This window comes from Desulfovibrionales bacterium, assembly GCA_028715605.1.
Taxonomy (GTDB): Bacteria; Desulfobacterota; QYQD01; order QYQD01; family QYQD01; genus QYQD01.
Genome location: JAQURM010000011.1, coordinates 28540 through 46311, shown reverse-complemented (window position 1 = coordinate 46311; position 17772 = coordinate 28540). Strand labels below are relative to the sequence as shown.

The 17772-nt window shown below is 51.3% G+C and carries 11 protein-coding genes; 1 reads left to right on the top strand and 10 read right to left on the bottom strand.

Going from position 1 to position 17772, the window contains the following annotated elements; all coding sequences use genetic code 11:
- The first annotated feature begins 165 nt into the window (after window positions 1–165).
- A complete protein-coding gene (locus PHT49_10215) occupies window positions 166–651 on the top strand; it encodes a hypothetical protein (protein MDD5452256.1) in 486 nt (161 codons plus the stop codon).
- On the opposite strand, the gene PHT49_10210 is transcribed toward PHT49_10215, so the two are convergent.
- The 10 genes from PHT49_10210 to PHT49_10165 all read right to left on the bottom strand — a co-directional run bounded on the left by PHT49_10210 (window position 625) and on the right by PHT49_10165 (window position 17736).
- Entirely contained in the window at window positions 625–1890 is a 1266-nt protein-coding gene (locus PHT49_10210; protein MDD5452255.1) for a sugar phosphate nucleotidyltransferase, read from the bottom strand. The two genes, PHT49_10215 and PHT49_10210, sit on opposite strands and share 27 nt — an antisense overlap.
- Complete coding sequence (locus PHT49_10205; GenBank protein MDD5452254.1) at window positions 1887–3137, bottom strand: sugar phosphate nucleotidyltransferase; 1251 nt, start codon at window positions 3135–3137, stop codon at window positions 1887–1889. The genes PHT49_10210 and PHT49_10205 overlap by 4 nt, the downstream gene beginning before the upstream one ends.
- Before the next feature lie 169 nt (window positions 3138–3306).
- Window positions 3307–4530: a glucose-1-phosphate adenylyltransferase gene (gene glgC, locus PHT49_10200; GenBank protein MDD5452253.1), complete on the bottom strand. Its 1224-nt coding sequence runs from the start codon at window positions 4528–4530 to the stop codon at window positions 3307–3309.
- 9 nt (window positions 4531–4539) lie between these two features.
- Window positions 4540–5481 carry a DHH family phosphoesterase gene (locus tag PHT49_10195; GenBank protein MDD5452252.1) on the bottom strand — a complete coding sequence of 314 codons (942 nt, stop codon included), beginning with the start codon at window positions 5479–5481 and terminating at the stop codon, window positions 4540–4542.
- 76 nt (window positions 5482–5557) lie between these two features.
- Entirely contained in the window at window positions 5558–6571 is a 1014-nt protein-coding gene (galT, locus tag PHT49_10190) for a galactose-1-phosphate uridylyltransferase (protein MDD5452251.1), read from the bottom strand.
- A gap of 252 nt (window positions 6572–6823) precedes the next feature.
- On the bottom strand, window positions 6824–10495 hold the full coding sequence (locus tag PHT49_10185) for an AAA family ATPase (GenBank protein ID MDD5452250.1): 3672 nt from the start codon (window positions 10493–10495) through the stop codon (window positions 6824–6826).
- A gap of 11 nt (window positions 10496–10506) precedes the next feature.
- A complete protein-coding gene (locus PHT49_10180; GenBank protein ID MDD5452249.1) occupies window positions 10507–11736 on the bottom strand; it encodes an exonuclease SbcCD subunit D C-terminal domain-containing protein in 1230 nt (409 codons plus the stop codon).
- 165 nt (window positions 11737–11901) lie between these two features.
- A complete protein-coding gene (locus tag PHT49_10175) occupies window positions 11902–12534 on the bottom strand; it encodes a transcriptional regulator (protein MDD5452248.1) in 633 nt (210 codons plus the stop codon).
- Window positions 12535–12649: 115 nt separating this feature from the next.
- Window positions 12650–17248, bottom strand: a complete 4599-nt coding sequence (locus PHT49_10170; GenBank protein MDD5452247.1) for an AAA family ATPase — start codon at window positions 17246–17248, stop codon at window positions 12650–12652.
- A 74-nt stretch (window positions 17249–17322) separates the two neighbouring features.
- Window positions 17323–17736 (bottom strand): M48 family metallopeptidase, encoded by a 414-nt coding sequence (locus PHT49_10165; protein ID MDD5452246.1) that lies wholly within the window; start codon window positions 17734–17736, stop codon window positions 17323–17325.
- Window positions 17737–17772: the final 36 nt, after the last annotated feature.

Below are 17772 nucleotides of genomic sequence, written 5' to 3'. Positions count from 1 at the left end.
CCCACCATCATTCCCTTGGTGGGCAAAGCCCACCCTACATTCCTCGAACATCAAACGTTGGACGCCGGGCATTAATCGCTGACAGCTTGTGGCTCCGATAAGATATTGACCGCCGGCACAATTTAAGGTTATCTATAAAATATTATGTGGGGAATGTTTAGTTTTTTGCTAAAGATGGTTAGGCCTGCTTCCGGCCGCAACACGGCGGCAAAGGTCCCATCGGCGGAATTATCCGCACTGGAGAAGGAGGCGACCAACCATCATATAGAGGCCATGAGCTATCTGCGCCAGGCCGTCTATGATCAGGCCGGGAAAAGTGCGCTCCAGTCCCGGGATGCGTGGATACGGCTGCGCGACTTGGGAAGGCAGGGCGCTTACGGTGGGCGTCTGACCGACCGTTTCGTCGCTAACCAAATAAAAACCCTTACCGATCTTTACGCCCTCGCGCAGGAATGTAAGGAACTCGCGGCATCAGTCCTGTCCCACCTTGATGCAGAGAATTTCCTCGATCAGGACAAGCTGCGGGAAAAGATAAGCTGCGCCGGAGAAAGATTGACGTACCTCCTGGGCGAGATGGAGACGGCAGGTATGGTCGAAAAATACCAGGGGGAAAACGACGGAGTCCTATGGCGTAAGCGGCCGGATCACTGAACCGGGCAAGACCTCTTTCCGGCCGAAATCAGCCTCGCCGCACCCCGGATAGACAATACTATTCGGTCCTATGCATACACCTGCGGGTAATGCAGTTTTTTTGCCGATAATGGCCAGCCCGGTAAACAGTTGTTCGGGGAACTCCTGATTAGGTGTGTCTCTGGGGCCAGACCCGACGATAACATTTTTCCCCGTATTTACTTTCTTATCCAGGATAGCCGTTGCTATACGGCTGCCGGCCATAATCTGACATTCGTGCATGATCACCGAGTCTTTTACTCTAGCCCCCCTTGCCACATAAACGCCCGGTGACAGGACAGAGTGTTCGACCGTCCCTTCTATGACGCAGCCGGCAGATATAACCGAATTGGAGACCTTTGCCCCGGGCAGGATCATGGCCGGCGGCCAGTCAGACATTAAACCGGCTTCTTCCAGGTTTGGTCTGACTCCCCAGGCCTCGGGGGTAAGCCCGCTTGATGGATCGAGGAGATCCATATTCGCCCTCCAGTAGGCGTCGAGAGTGCCCACGTCGCGCCAGTATCCCTGAAAAGGATAGGCATAGACCGCGTCTTTGTTGATGGCCATGGGTATAATATGTTTACCAAAGTCATGTTCCCCGGTTTTTTGCAATACAGAGAGAAGATATGAGGTCTTGAAGACATAGATGCCCATAGAGGCCAGGTTGGTTCTGGGCGTTTCCGGCTTTTCTTCCCATTCCATTATGCGTCCCTTCCGGTTCGTGATGGCCGTGCCAAAGTGTCTTATCTGGTCCATGGGGACGGTCATCATGGCGATGGTCATATCCGCCCTTTTCCTGCGGTGAAACTGGATCACAGGACGATAATCCATGTAGTAGATATGGTCGCCGGAGAGGACCAGTACCTCCCGCGAGGGATGAGAATTGATATAATCTATATTCTGACGCATGGCATCGGCTGTGCCTTTGTACCAGTCGGAATCCTTCTGTCCGGTGCGCGGCGGGAGTATCTTGGCCCCGCGGCCGCGGCCGATAAAGTCCCACGGAGCGCCGGTGCCGATGTGCTCCATAAGGGACAGGGGCTTATACTGGGTAAGAACGGCCACGTTGTTAATGCCGGAATTCATCACATTGCTGAGTGTAAAGTCTATGATGCGGTAAATCCCGCCGAATGGCACCGCAGGCTTGGCACGGGCCTCCACCATAATATTGAGGCGGCTCCCTACGCCGCCGGCCAGCAGCATGACGAGTGCTTCATTCATTGTACGGCCTCACCGGATGGGATTTCTTTCTTTGTGAACTGCTTAGACCCGAGGTCCGGATAGATAGTGCACCCTGGTCCGATGGCCATACCGGCCGGTATCCGGGTAGAGCGGCCGATGACCGTGATCCCGCCCTGAGGCGCGTCCGCCCCATTTTTTTTGCCGATGACCGTATGCGCGCCGATCACGACATCAACATCGGATATGACCTTTTCCATGAAGGCCCCTTCTTCCACGGTGGCATCAAAAAACAATACAGAGTCTTTTACGATGGCCCCTTTTGCTATCCTGACGCCGGGGAAAAGCACGCTATTTTCCACCTGCCCTTCGATGCGGCAGCCGTGGTAAAAACTGGAATTGTTAATGCGCGCCGTTTTCCCGATGACGGCGGGTTGACGGTCGCAAATAGCCTGATGCTCCAGATTGGTCCTGAGCATCCATTCCCTGAGGACGATCTTCGGCCTTCGGCCCAGTGTATCCATATTAGCCTGCCAGTATTCCTCGATCTTACGGCTATAGCCCCAGTATCCCGTATGTTTGTACCCGTATACCTTATAGCGCCCCAGCATAGCGGGTATGATATCCCGGCCAAACTCATGGGAATCACTTTTAACGTTTTCCTGCAGCGCTTCTCTCAGGGCCTCGGGCCGGAATAAATAAATGGTCATGGAGGCCCACGTTGAGGCCGGTTCGGCCGGTTTTTCCTGGTATAATAAAATTCTCCCGCCCGCCCTATCCTCATCTGCTATCTGCGCCAGGCCGAAACGCGGGGCCTCTCTGGTTTCTACCGCTACGAAGGCTGCCGTAAGATCGGCCTTTTTTTTAAGGTGATAGGCAATCATAGGCTGGTAGCTCATCCTGTAAATATGGTCGCCGGACAGGACCATAACCATGTCCGGCTTATGGTAGTCGATAAAATCCAGATTCTGGAATACGGCGTCCGCCGTTCCCTTGTACCAGTCAGAGGCCTTATGTCCTTGAAAGGGGGGGAGCATGGTGACCCCGCGATGCCTGCCCACCATATCCCAGGAGCCTCCCTGGCCGATGTGGTTTATCAGGGAGTAAGATCGATACTGGGAAAGGATGCCCACGTTTTCGATGTTTGAATACCGAAGATTGCTCAAGGGGCAGTCGATGACGCGATAGATCCCGCCAAAGGGGACAGCGGATTTAGGCCGGTAGAAGGTTAATACATTCAGCTCGTCCACGCGGCCCCCGGCCAAAATCATAGCCAGAATCTTTTGCATCAAAATGCTCCTTGACTAGTTTCCATTCGAAACTCCTGGAGTTTCGAATGGAGCGGTCAGCAGTCAGCTATCAGCATGTTTGTTATCCGTTATCCGTTAACCGTTGTCCGACTTTTTCTTTCGGTAAACGGTCAACAGTGAACGGTAAACCGGCTTCATGCTGACCGCTTTATATCTCAGCTTTCGGCACCACCACAATGCCGGAGGGATCGACAAAATAACGCCGGCGATCCTGTTCCATATCATAACCTATGCGCGTGCCCGGAGGCAGAGTAACATTCTTATCGACGATCGTCTTTTTTATCATTACGTCTTCCATCAGGGTAACGTGATCGAATATAATGGAGTCTTCGATTACACACCGGCTGCCCACAAAGACGTGTCTTCCCACAATAGAATTTCTTATCTCGCCGCCGCTTATAATCGTTCCGCCGGCGATCAGGGAATCTCTGACCATGGCTTCCCGGCCATACTGGTCGTAGATAAGCTTTACCGGTGGCGTGGCGTAGCTGGCGGTTCTAAGCGGCCAGCGCCGGTTATAAAGATTAAAAGACGGCACGGGGGTTGTAAGGTCCATGTTGGCCTCGTAGTAGGCCTTAATGGTTCCTATATCCCGCCAATAAATATTTTCTCCATTATTAAGGGCCCCGGGGATTCTGTTTATTCGAAAATCATAGGCAAAAACCCGCCTTTTCTGGAATAAAATAGGGATAATCTCACCCGCCAAATCATATTTGCCGCTTGATTCAACGTCCTTTTTCAATGTTTCACAAAGCACTGTAGTATTAAACAGGTAATTACCCATGGAAACCAGGGCCGTATCCGGCCTTCCGGGAATGGGATGCGGGTTTTCCGGTTTTTCCTCGTAACCGATGATCCGCCAGTTATCGTCAACCTGTATGACTCCGAAAGGGTGACTTTTCTCTATAGGCAAGGGTATGGCGGCAACCGTCACCTCTGCTTCTTTTTCCCGGTGGTATTGCAGCATTTGCCTGATATCCATACGGTAGATATGGTCGGCGTTGAATATGGCCACCACTTCAGGATAAAATTTCTCGATGAGGTGCAGGTTCTGATATACCGCATCCGCTGTCCCCCGGTACCAGTCTTCATCGGTGCGCATCTGGGCCGGCGCCGGCATAATGAAAAAGTCACTGACAGCGCTCCCTATCGTCCATCCGTTTCGTAAGTGCTCCATGAGCGACTGACACTTAAATTGCATCAGCACATAGATGGAGTAGATTCCGGAATTAATGAAATTGCTGAGCACAAAGTCAATAATTCTATATTTTCCACCAAAAGGAACGCTGGGCTTGGCGCGTTGCCGGGTGAGAGGGGAAAGTCTCCTGCCTAAGCCCCCCGCCAGTATGATGCCTAATACTTTAATCGGCATAAACCCCTTTCAGGTCTTTAAGTGTCGGACGATTAATCTCTCTAAACTCCGGGAGGAAAATTCCCGGCCGGAGGGCGGCATATTAGTTTTCGGGATTTCGGCGCGGGCGCTCTGGCGATGTCCGCCGGCCGAGCCCATGGCGCCAAAGACCTGCATGGCCAAGTTACCCGCATTTTTCCGGTATCCGTCAGAGCGAAAAATTACTATGAACTTTTCTCCGCAGAAACCCGAAACAATGCTCCAGCCAATCTCATACACACGCATAAAATAATCGGCCAGAAGCACCAGGATATCCGGGTGCTCCACTTTTCCTACATGGCAGTAAATACGTTTTCGGGAATAACGCATTTTATCCAAAGCCAGCCTGAAATATGCCAGGTCGCTTAGTCTAATATCGGACGATTCGATCTTTCGGATAAGCGCCTGGTTTACCTGGTCAAAGAGACGGGTAAATGCCGCGATGTCCTGACTCGTAGCCCGTTTGGTAAAGTTTTCCGTATCCACCTTTATAGCATGGAAAAGGGCTGTAGCTATCCGTACCGAGGGCTTTATGCGTGCGGCGCGCAGATATTCAAACATGACGGAGGCCGTGGCCCCATATTCCGGCCTTATATCAACCCAGGAGGCCTTGACCGGTTCAACGGCAGGGTGGTGGTCGATCACCGCATCGTAGTCAATGTGGGCAAAGTCCGGATTGTGGTAAGGCTGTGAATCAAGCATTACTTTGCGGGTAAAGGTCTCGGGCGCCAGCGTCTGCAGGCGTTGCAGAGGGACATTAAGGAGTTTTATCATAGCCAGGTTGTCGAGCCGTTTGATTTCGTTGTTATGGGCTATAGTCACACCCTGTACGCGTCTCCACAGAAGCCTTTTCATAGCCAGGGCGCTGGCTATGGAGTCCGGATCGGCGCTAATGACGATGAGTACGCGATCAGTCTTGTCGAAAATTTTCACGAGATTTTGCAGCCGTTCTACTGAAGGATTTTTGTTTTTTGAGCGTGTGACGTTAGTTTTTGTTAATGGCATATCGTCAGACCTGTACACTGCGCATGAATTGAGCGGTTTCTTCCGGTATGGCGGTATTAATGTATATGCCGGTTCCCATCTCAAAACCGGCTGCGGTGGTCAGGCGGGGCCGGATCTGCAGGTGCCAGTGGAAGTAATCCTCGTGCTCATCCTTTACCGGTGCGGTATGTATTATGTAATTAAAATCCGGGTCATGCAGGCCGATGTATTGTTTTTTAAGAACTGTCTTCAGTATAACGGCAAAGGCCTTGGCATCCTCCATAGTGATAAGGCCAAACGAGGCGCTGTGTTCCTTGGGCATAATCCAGGTCTCGAAGGGCACCTGGGAGGCGAAAGGGTGGACAGCGATAAATTTATCGGTCTCCAATATGACCCGTTCGCCGCCCTGCTTTTCTTCCCGGATTATATCACAATAGACACACTTGCCGGTGTCGTCGTAATAATATGCGGCGCGGTCAAACCGGATGCGGATATCTGTCGGTACAATGGGTGTGGCCACTAACTGGGAATGTGGATGTTCAAGGGAGGTCCCGGCGGAAAGGCCATGATTTTTAAAGATAATGATAAATTTGCAGCGGGGGTCGATGTGCAGCATCTGGTAGCGTTCCAGGTAGGCCAGAACAACCTCTTGCACATGCCAATCATCCATCAGGAATAGGTGCTCGTTATGTTTATTGGATTCGATAATGACCTCATGGTGGCCTACGGCATCCATACGATGAAAGAAGTTGGCCCCGTCATGCTGCCGCTCTAAATCTCCTTCAGAGACAAAGGCGGCAAATTTATTGGGAACCGCCCGTACCCACCACCCCGGGCCGTTGGACTGGCCTCCGCTTCGATAAGCCAGGGTCTCCGGCGGGGTAAGGTGTTCGTTGCCCTCACAGAAAGGGCATTCTGTCAGATAGGGTTCTGTGGACATGGCGGGCTTGACCTGGATGAAGTTATGCGGACGCCTTGAACGTTCCTTGGCTATAACTACCCAGAAGCGTGTGGCTGGATTTTGTCTTAGCTCTGGCAATTATTTTCCCGCCTTGCCTTTGTTATTATTTAGCGTAGGTCCCTTATATCAAGTTCCATTCAAATCCCCCTTGATCCCCCTTTTTCAAAGGGGGAGATTATATCCCCCTCTTTGGAAAAGAGGGGTGAGGGGAGATTTTATGGGTATATTTTTGATTACAACTTAGTATTTGGTACGAGCAAGCTCCTCTATCCGCTAAATTGTAACAAAACGATCGAGGCAAGTCAAAGTAAAAGGCCCGCGAGAGTCCGCTCAAATTCTCCGGCAACCGGGGCCGCTCAGGTTGCTGCGACCGCCTGTCTCGGGGATTACTTGTATCTGTGTGTTGATGCGCTCCTTAAGCGCCGTGACATGCGATATCACGCCGATTAACTTGCCGCCCTGCTGCAATCCCGCAAGAGTCTCCAGGGCTGTTTCAAGTGCATCTTCATCGAGGGTCCCAAACCCTTCATCAAGGAAGAGTGAGTCAACCCGCACATTTCTGCTTGCCATATGAGAAAGGCCGAGCGCCAGGGCAAGGCTCACAATAAAGCTTTCGCCGCCGGAGAGATTCTTCGTAGAACGTATCTCACCCGCCTGGTAATTGTCGATAACATTCAACTCCAGCGGTTGTGATGAGTTGCGTATGAGCAGATAGCGATCCGTCATCTTCCTGAGCCGGCGGTTGGCATGCGCCGTCATCATCTCGAACGTCAGCCCCTGTGCAAAGTTACGGAATTTCTTTCCGTCGGCGGAGCCGATGAGTTGATGCAGGTCATCCCAGCGTGCGCATTCCTTTTTCCGGGTTTCAATGCTCTTTATGCGTTCCTGCTGCTTTTCCCTTAGTTTCTCGTTTTCACTTAGACTCTTTATGATTCCGCCAATATCAAGTCTTATCTGTTTCAGTTCCGAATCACAGGCGCTTATATTTTCTTTAAGCGCCTCCATGGATTGATCTGTCAGGTTTTTTTCACGCTCGGAGGCAAGCGCCTCCGACTTGTCCTTCCGGCGGGCGTCAAGTTCCGTTTTTTCCTTGATCAGGCGTTTCTCTTTGTCAGCGAGGATGTCCCGCTCTTCTTCACTCAGGCGTGATGAAAGGTAGTCTGCCTCGTCTTCAAATCCTGCCGTTTTGATCCGCTCCATCAGTTTCGGCCCGGCCTGCGCCAGTTCCTTGGCCCGATTTCCTATTTTTACTTTCAATAAATTTATCTTCTCTTTCAGGGCGCTGATCTCTTTTCCAATTTGCCCATATTCTTCGAGTGCTTTTTCAAGGGCTTTACCCGCGTTATCCACGGCATCTCCCAGGCGCTTTTCCTCCTGGTCAGCGTTCTTCTCTCTGAAGAGTTCCCGGCGTGAAGCACACAATGATTCATACTCCATCTTTAGATCGTCACGATCTTTGCGCCTTGCCGCCAAGTCTTCTTCCAGGCTGCCCAGGAGGGCATTATATTTCTCAATCTCCGCTTTCAGTTCATGGATCTGTTTCTCCAGCGTGGTTTTTTCAGCCTCCTTCGCCTGCCATCCTTCTTTGCGCGTTCTCAGGTTTTTCAGTATAGTGTCAAGGCTGTCTAACGGAATCTGACTGACTCCAAAGGGTTCAACATCCTTAAGGGTATCGTTACGGGCCTTTTGAGTCTCTTCCGCCAGGGAGGCGCAATCTTTGGTCAGCCGTTCATGATCACGATCGGCCGTCTCCAGGTTGTGTCTGGCCTCCTGTAAGGCCTTGTCTGAGTTGTCAAACTTCTCCCTTATTTTTTCCAGGGCAGTTTGCGCTGACTTCTCCTTTTTGCCATTCTCTTCGGCGATGGCGATAATGCCGGATGTTTCAGCAATTTTCGCCTGACCGCCTGCAATCTCTTCGTGCACCTTACTGGCGCGTTCTTCCGGCGCGGCCTTGATATTCAGTCTCAACAGGGCGTCAGCGCACTGTTTTTCGTCGGCGTCCAGCGTCGCATTCTTCTCCGTCATCTCTTTTTCAGTATGCTGGATTTCAGTTGCGGTCCGAACCCGGTCGGCTTCCAGCTTGTTCAGATGACGAGACGCCTTTTTGCATTCATCCTTCGTTTTTTGAAGCTCCGCCTCCGCCTCGTTCAAGACCGGGACATTCCCCTTCGCATAAGGATGATCGGTAGCGCCGCACAGCGGGCATGGTTTGCCGTCTTCAAGTTGTTTCCTTTCTTCCTCAAGGTCACGGATACGGCTGAGAAGCGATACCTGCGTTTCCAGGGTTACAATAGTTTTTTCCAGAAGCGCTTTTTTATCGGCGCTTGATTTTATCTCATCTAAGAGTTTCACATTACCGGCTTTTAATTTTTCAATGCCCGATTTCAGGCTGTCCAGCGCAGTGTATGTCTTGTCAATCCGTGCAATGGTCTCGCCTGTCTGGATCAAAAGACGCTCGCGGTCTTTAAAGACGTCCATATCATGGCGCCACTGGCTGATTTCACGTCCCCTGAGGATGGCCGTGATTTCATCAGTCAGGTGCTTAAGTTCACTTTGTCCTTTCTCAAATTCCTGGCGGGATTTTTCATGATCGGCTTCTATCTTGCGGCAACCGGCAAGGGCGGACTCCTTTTTCCCCGCCGTAGCGGAAAGTTCTTTCAATGCCTCCACATGCTTTGTCTCAACATTCCGAAACGACGCAAATCCCCTCTCGATGGCGCTGAGGTTGGTCATCAACGCGGCATCGGCAGCGTGTTTTGCCTGGTATTCACGGATAGCTTTCAGGGCGGCATGAGCCTTTTTCAGTTCCTGTTCACCGCTTTTGACAAGGCTTCTGTAGCCTTCCCCCTGTTTTTCGATTTCTCCGATTGCCTTGTTTTTCTCTGCGAGCTGCTTTTTCTGTTCACCCAGCCGGGCGTCGATCTCCCTCACCTTCTTGATGACTTCAGTTTCCGATGTCTGCCTGGCTCGCGCCTCATCCAACCGGGCCTCAGCGGTTTTTTTTGCCGTCAACGCGGCTGCGCAGGCCTTATCCTTTTCAGGCAGAATCGCAATTGCGCCATTAACCTCCTTTGTCTCATTGTCCTGCTCCGCACGTAAAGCGGCAACCCCTCTGTAATCTCCTTCAAGACCGAGGGCCTTGCGGGATTTTTCCAGCTTTTTTGATTCCGAATCAAACTCCTGCCGGCGCTTCTCAAAATCCTGCTGTTTCTTGTCCAGTTCTACCAGCTCTTTCTCCAAGGCAACCATCCCCTCGATCCAGGTCAGGGCCTTGCGCATTTCACTCACTTTTCCGGCAAGTTCCGTCTCCTGGCCTTGCTTTTCTTTCAGGACGGATTGCAGTCCCCTTTCTTCATCTTCGTTTAAAACCTGGATTCCTTTCAGCTCGGCCTGCAATATCTCAAGGTTGTTGTGTTCTTCCGTGCGGCGTTGATGAACTTTCATGGATACCTGACTGTAGATTTCGGTCCCGGTGATCTGCTCCAGGATGGGCGCCCGCTCGTCGGGAGGGGCCTGGAGAAAGGCCGCGAATCCCCCCTGGGCCAGCAGCATCGAACGGGTGAAACGCTCGAAGTCCATGCCCGTGGCCTTCTCGATAAATTCACCTACCTGGTTTATTTTTGATTCCAGGACGGCCCCGGAATCGGCATCGGCTATTTCATGTTTTGCCTGTTGTAATGCACCATCGGATCTTTTCCGGGCGCGATACTGGCTCCAGTGGCAACGGTAACGGCCCTTCTGCGTCTCAAATGTAACTTCGGAAAAACATTCACCTGTCTGACGCGACATGATCTCGTTGCTGCTTTTCGTAACCTTGTCCAGGCGGGGCGTCCGGCCGTAAAGCCCGAGGCAGATGGCATCCAGGATGGTCGTCTTTCCTGATCCCGTGGGGCCTGTGATGGCGAATATGCCGTTAGACGAATAATCCGGGTGGGTGAAATCAACCTGCCATTCGCCCGTGAGTGAGTTCAGGTTCTTGAACCGGACACCAAGTATCTTCATTCCCCTTTCTCCTATTCAGCCATCTGGTCTTGCTCGTTGAGGGAGACTATGATTTCCCGGTAGGCGCTCAAAAGCGCCGGCCGCTGATCCTCCGGGACTTCGTGCGATTCAAGGCAGCGTTTGAACACGTCTGTTGCATCCAGATCGTCGAGTGTTTCATCCACATCCATTCCGCTCATGGCGCGTTCCAGCACCCGGTTGTTCTTGACGCGGAGGATCTCTATGCCGGTCCCTTCGATTGCCTCATCCAGGCGCTCGCGGAGGCTGCCGGCTATCTCATCTCCTTCATATACTATCTCCAGCCAGGCGTTGCTCCCCCCGGACTTTAGTTCTTCGATATTTCGTGCGATGGTTGGCCAATCCCCTTGCAGGGTCTTCAGTTCCTGGAACCTGGGTACTGGAATAGTTGCGACAGTGGGCGCATTACCCGAAAAGTCCACGAGGACCACGCTCTTTTCCTGTTCAGCCTCCCCGAAGCCGATGGGCAGGGGTGAACCTGAATAGCGTATGAAATCTGAACCGCCCACCGTTTGAGGAATATGAAGATGCCCCAAGGCAAGGTAGTCGATATGTTCGGGAAACACATCTGTTCCGACCTTTAAAAGGGAGCCGATATACAGTTCGCGCACTCCATCGCCATCAATGGTCTGGCCGCCTGCGGTGAACAGATGCCCCATGGCGACAATCGGAACGGGCTTTTTCAGCGTGGAGCGTTTCTGTTCGGCCGCCTCATACACCATCCGGTAATGAGCCCTGATCCCTTCTATGATTTTTCTCTCCTTGTCCTCAAGGCTCTCACCGGCCTCGGCGGTGCGGATATCGCGGTCTCTGAGATACGGGATGGCGCAAACAATGAGCCGGGGATCATCATCCGGCCCGGTCAGCATGACTATTTCATCTTCAGGAGAATCGGATGCGTACCCCACGACATGGATGTTCAGAAATTTCAGGAGCTCCCTGGGGGCATTTAAAAAAGACGGCGAATCATGATTTCCTGCCGTGACCACCACATGACGGTTTGGAGCGGCCGCCACACGGTACAGGAAACGGTAATACAACGTCTGTACATAGTTGCTCGGCGTGCTGTTGTCGAACACGTCGCCCGCCACGAGCAGCACATCAATATTTTCGTCTTCGATAAGACCGGCCAACCAGTCAAGGAACGCTTTGAGTTCCTCGTATCTCTTGCGGCCATAAAGGGCGCGGCCAATATGCCAGTCGGATGTGTGGAGAAGCTTCACTACTTATCCTTCCTTGTGTTTTTCTTCGAACCCGATACGGTCACAGGGCCTCTTGCCATGGCCCTCCGGGCGGCCAAGACTTGTTAAAGTGGGCATCTTTCTCGATTGCATTGATGACGGGATGTAAAAATGTCCTTATTTTTTCCATGATCGCTGAAATATTTTTCATGAGATCATGGCCTGAAGATACGGCATAACAAGCTTCTCAACTTTGCAGATTTTCGCGTATTCCATCAGCTTGGCCAGGCTTGCATAACGCTGTTTAAGATAGTCCCGAGCCGCCTCAAGAGCGACATCGAGCCCCACCGTATTGCGCCAACGGAAACAGTCAATCACGGTTTTTGGCGCATCGTAAATAGGGATTTCCTGCTCCATAATGCGGTGAATTCCGATACCCGCCTGGAATGGCGAATTGCTGTAATAAATGATCCTGACCGGTGGATAGATTATTTTTGGTTTTCTTGTTTTTCTTTCTATAGCGATCCAGATTTCATGAGGAATCTGCGTAGTCAAGCCGTGGAAAGAGAGGGCCGAAATCAGACAGATGACACCGTTGGGAACAGCCTTGGCAACCTCAACAAGATTAATCTCCGCCGGGATATCCATATCAGCAAGCCTGTAAATTCCCCGGGTAGTTGAAATCAGCGCCCCTTCATCACGGAGACCATATAGGGTCCTTCTGTGTATTCCCTGCTGAAATGCCTCATGAGTGCGGATAAACCCACCCCGATTCTGGATAATGTCGATTGCTTTTTCTTTAGCGCTCTTCATGGAGGCATGGTACATAAACGTCGGCAAATTGTCAAGTTTGCCGACATATTTTGACCATAAATATGATGTAATCTATCGAGCAAAGTATCGACATGCACCGTTTACGGCCATACAGGGCGCGACCGATGTGCCAATCGGAGGTTCAGAGTTGACTTGCCAGCTTGAAATAATCGTCCATCCCTGGAATGTCCATGCGTAGAAATTGATCCTGCAGACGAATGGCCCGGTGGATCAGGTTCGTATCGTCGGTTTCGTCTGCTTCCCTCAGAATGCTGGACAAAGCGGCGATCAGCGGTTCGGTATGCCATATCCGATATGGGGTGGGCATCGTGCCGAGTCTTTCAGCAAGTCGTTCACAAATGTCAAGAGCAGCGACGGGATTTCTCCCGGCAAAGTCCGCAATCCAGTCGAGGAGAATATGGAGGTCAAAATGTTGATCATCAGGTGCAATACTATCAATAAAATTTAAAGCAACATCAGGACCGAGGTGACGGCCTTGATTCTTCGGGTCAAAGGCGTGCTCGATACGTCTATATACATTCTGGTCCAGATTCTTTGTTTGAAGGATACGTCGTAGCCCATTAATGCAAAGATTGTCATGCAGATGCTGATCCAGATTGGCCGCGAATACCTGAGAAGCGCCCAGCCAAGCTTCGGTTAAGTTCATCGACTCCAACTGCTGAAATAGATTGTCCTCTTCTATATGTCCGGAAAGTACCGCCAAGGTAGCAATTCGGCCCCACGCTCCCCCTGCTTCATCTGGAGCTTCGTTACGCATTCTGTTCAGACAAGGAGCGACTTCCTCGAAATATTCGTGATACTGGTGATAGAGGTGCTTTTCAGCGAGAGGCCACAGATGGATTTGGGTCTCGCGAAAGATGTCGTGGAAAATCTGCCACCCTAGGGTATGGCGTCTGGAAGTCAAAAAAAGTAAATGGTCCAGTACGGCCGCACGGACAGCCCCGATAGGGTCGCGTGCAAAATGACGCAGTAGGGGAAAGAGCAATTCGGGCGGTTCAATCTCCTTTTCCAGGAGTCGATTGTACAATGTGATGGCATTGCCGGCCGCAACACCGCGAACGGTGTTGATAGCGTCAGACATGAGATCCTGGGCTGTGATACCCTGCTTATTCTGACTGAAGATCCTTTGTCGTTCTTCTTCAGGATCGGGGTGGTGGAGCAGCCGGAACAGTTGAAAAACAAGTCGTTCTACCGAATCATGATCCTCCAGGACCTCGCAGCAGGCCTCCAGTAGGCGGGCAACTGCATGACCATCATCCCACAATTTAGGGCGGCCCTCAATCAGATCTAATAACGAACGAGCTAGGCTTGGTCCATCCGGCAGAGGCTCAACCGGTTGCCAACCTTGTGGTGGCTGTAATCGTCCGAAGCGGTAGCGAAGATGATGGGCTATGCCGTCGAGGAGGCTGGTAATATACCCAGCCGACCGAAAGCCTTGCTGCTCAAGAGTGAGCAGCAGGGTAAAGTAGCGCATCGGGTTTATGGCACTCGCCTCGCTCAGAACATGCGCCACACTGTCACGACCGCCCTTATTGAAATCTGCGGGATGACTGCTGCGGTCATTGTAATTGGTGTAATAATCGAGCAGACGGATCGTATCGGTATTATTCAGCTTTATAAAATTTTCGAGAGGAACCGGAGACCCAACGAATCCTCCCCAAGAGTGGATGTGCGGCTCAGGTAAGGCGGTGCCGAACTGCGGCTTGAAACGTTCGACGAAGTCTTGGCTGTCAGGGAGCCTGAATATCGCGGGTATCCAGACGAGGTAATCATAGATGGTGCGGTGTACCCATAAAGGCATGCCTTCCTCGCCCTGAATCTCGTCTTCATAAAGCTTGAGGACGGTTCGCTGATTGGTCTCCTGAACTTCGGAAGGCAACAGATGATAACCAGCCTGAATCAATTCGCCCAGTTCATGCTCAATGTGGCCATAGCGAAGCAGTTCCACATCCGTCAGGAGATGGACCATGCCATTCACATTGGTTTCCGGATTTTCCTTATAGACAAGGGCAAGGAAGTATAGCAGTGTCACTTCCCGGAGGGCTCTGAGCTGCGGTTCACTTCTTTTCCACCAGTCATCATTGGCCTGAGCATGGTACTTGAGAGCATGCTCAACACCGGCAAGCAAAACGGTAAGATCGTCAGCAGGGTGCGCATCGTGGTGGCTGTGTCGATATTCCCAGGACGAGCTGTGTAGGAACGCTGATCTTAGCCGATGCTTGCTGGAATAAATACTATCTTTAGTTGCCCACTCCTCCAAGGTATTGATAACAGCATCCAAAAACCAATCCGAACGGATCAACCTGTCTTTCAAAAATTCTTTGTAATGGAAAACGTGGGGAGCACAGTGCAGTTTTTTTGAAATATCGAAACGTCGAACATCCTGCGGGTCGACATCTTTAATGATATATTGCCACAACAACTCGTCGCCGCGGTTCGTGGCTTCTGTATAGAGGTTGAGGACCTGTCCAAACAAATCCCGCTCAGCTCTATTTTCAGCTAACAAAGTTTCGATCAGTTCCGGGATGCCTTCAGTGTTCCAGTGTTGGAATTTGTGGAGTTGGATGGTGATTCGCATTGCGAGATCATTCTTATCTCCCCAATTGTCGGAAAATGCACGCCTCCATAAAGAAACTACTTCGACTGGATGGCTGTTCATCCAGAGGTCGAACCTAGAGACAAGCAAACTGTACCAGTTGCCATCAGAAGCAGGTGACGAGAGCGAGGGCAGCCAGTGATCGAGAAGCATTTTCCACCAAGCGTCACCTTCGAGACGCCAAAACAAGCGGCGAAAAAGCTCCGGTTCATGTTGAAAGAGCCTCCGCAGCAATGGCCAATCATCTGTCTGCGGATCGATTTCTGCCAAGGACTCGGCGATCAGGCGCCTGAAGTGATAGGCGATCTCCGTGTCATGCAGGGCAGCCCATACTTGTCTATGGAAAAGGTCAGGGGCATGGGTCCGAAGATGAAACATGAAGGTACGCACCGCAGCACGCAAGAATGGAAAGGGAGGGTGTGACTTTATAAACCCGACAAGGTTCTCGTCGCGTGCTAGTGATGAATAGACTGCCAAATTGTCAAAAAGGGTCTGATGACTGAATCCGAGACCACCGATGGGGTCTTCATACAACACCCCGTTACTCACGAGCGCACGACGAATCGATTCACCAATTGAAAAAGTGGCGGGATGTATCAATTGAGTGCGTTCACGGAGTATTCGATCAGCCAAGGTCTGTAAAGCCCCCATCGCAGGTGCACCGAGGTCAGAATCCTTAGCGACCACCTCTTGGAGGTATACCTCTTGCAGTTCATAGGCCGTTCGTATGTTGAAGCGCCCACCGCGCATGGCTATAGCCTCGAACAACCGCAGATTTTGAGGGAGCACCAGAAGACGCCGCAAATCCGCATCCACCTTCTCCTCTGGAACGCCCCATTCCTTTAACAGAGGGGCCACAACCGTGTCAAAGTCAAAGTTCGCCACACGAATTTTATGCTTCCATTCGCGATCACGGAGGAGCGGGTCGTACTGAAGGTCAAATGAACGGCAGGCAGCCACCACTGTGATATTCAGTATGGGATTCAGTCGGTCAATCAGCCGAAGGAACATGGAGAGGGCTCCGTGCTCACGGTTCATCGACAGAACGTCCAAAGAATCGATAATCACCACGACCCGACGGTGTTCTGAAAGCCGACCGCAGAGACCTAGGATGTCTTCCGGAAGGCCAGCACTTTTCAGCTCGCTCTCATTTCGAAGTTTGGCGAAGCGATCTCCTTTGAGGAAGAGCAGACCAAAGCGAGGATCTTGCTCGATGCGGTCTGCAAGATCCAGCAGCAAGCACGTCTTGCCACTGCCTGGGCGATCGGTGACAAGTATGGTGTCAGTACCTTCCTCAATCAAACGAATCAGTTCCTTCAGCTCGGTTCGTTCAATTCGACGACCGCCAACGGTTCGCTGCCATGCTCTGCCGATGCGGGATGCATGTCGAAATTCTTGAAGGATTTCTGCCTCACTTTTCATGATCGCTTTCACAACGCCCTTTTGCGCCAGATGCTGAATAACATCGTCACGACGAATAGTTGATGTCGCGGCCTGAAGCTTGGACTGATGGGCGTTTAGAAAAGATTCAAGTACTGGTAGTGCAATGTCCACATGGGTAACCAATCTTGCCAGATCCTGCCTGTTTTGCCTATTCCAGTCCTCATGAGAGTGATGTGATCCGAATTCAAGGCGACGCAGCAGATTGAGAGATTCCGCCTCGGAACGTTCCCATTTATTGGCTATTGTGGTCAGGCTGGTTTTCAGGTTTTTGCCGCTCTCTCGCCGGAATGCATTAAGGTCAGGGTACTCTCTACTTGCGTCGGCAAGGGATTTGAGGTCGCCGAATGGTGTGGCGGAATAAAGTTCAACAAGTGTATCGTCCTTACTTTCTAACTGGTTTCGGATCTTTGGTAATTCGGTAGAGATGCTTTCATCAGATAATAACCAGGTACGATTCTGCGGCTGATTTTTTTTGGCTTGAATGTGGCGACGTCGGCCATCAGCATATACAACCACCACGTCATCGACACTGATTTTCTCGTCAATACCGGGAAGGCCATTGGATTCAGCTTGTATGTAAGATATCCCATCTTCGTCATTTATGAGTCGGATAAGCCAATGCAATGCTACCAGACGTTGGTAGTCGTCTCCTTGGTTGGATTTAGTGCCGGCTCTACTCATAGATGTTTTGGCTCCATAAGATTAATGTTCATCGTTTTGAAGAAATCGTATTTTGTCCCAATAATGCCTCATATTCATAGGCTTCTTGTAGTGTCTCCGTTTCGTGCCGCCACAACCGTCTCCCACCCCGGCAAATAGGCGTTCATAAGGCTCTTGAAAAGCTTGCCGTGATTGGGCACCTGGAGATGGAGAAGTTCATGGATGATGACGTATTCTTGAAAAGTTCTGGATTCCTTAAGAAGATCAGTACTGAAACATATCCGTCCTTTGGCTGAGCATGACGCCCACTTTTTTTTCATGATTTGGACTCGAATTTGCACGGGGTTCACCTTCATGATGGCAGCCCAGCGGGTAATGTCAGATTTAAACTGCTCTTTCGCAGACAAGCCCTTTCCTTTGTTATTGGATGGTTGAACATGCATAGCGAGCGCATTCCCCGCTGCTTGCGGCGGGGTTAGCGAGCGAATATGATGCATTTTACCTTGCATACGGAGATTCCCCGTCCGCCGCAGGCGGGCTGCGGG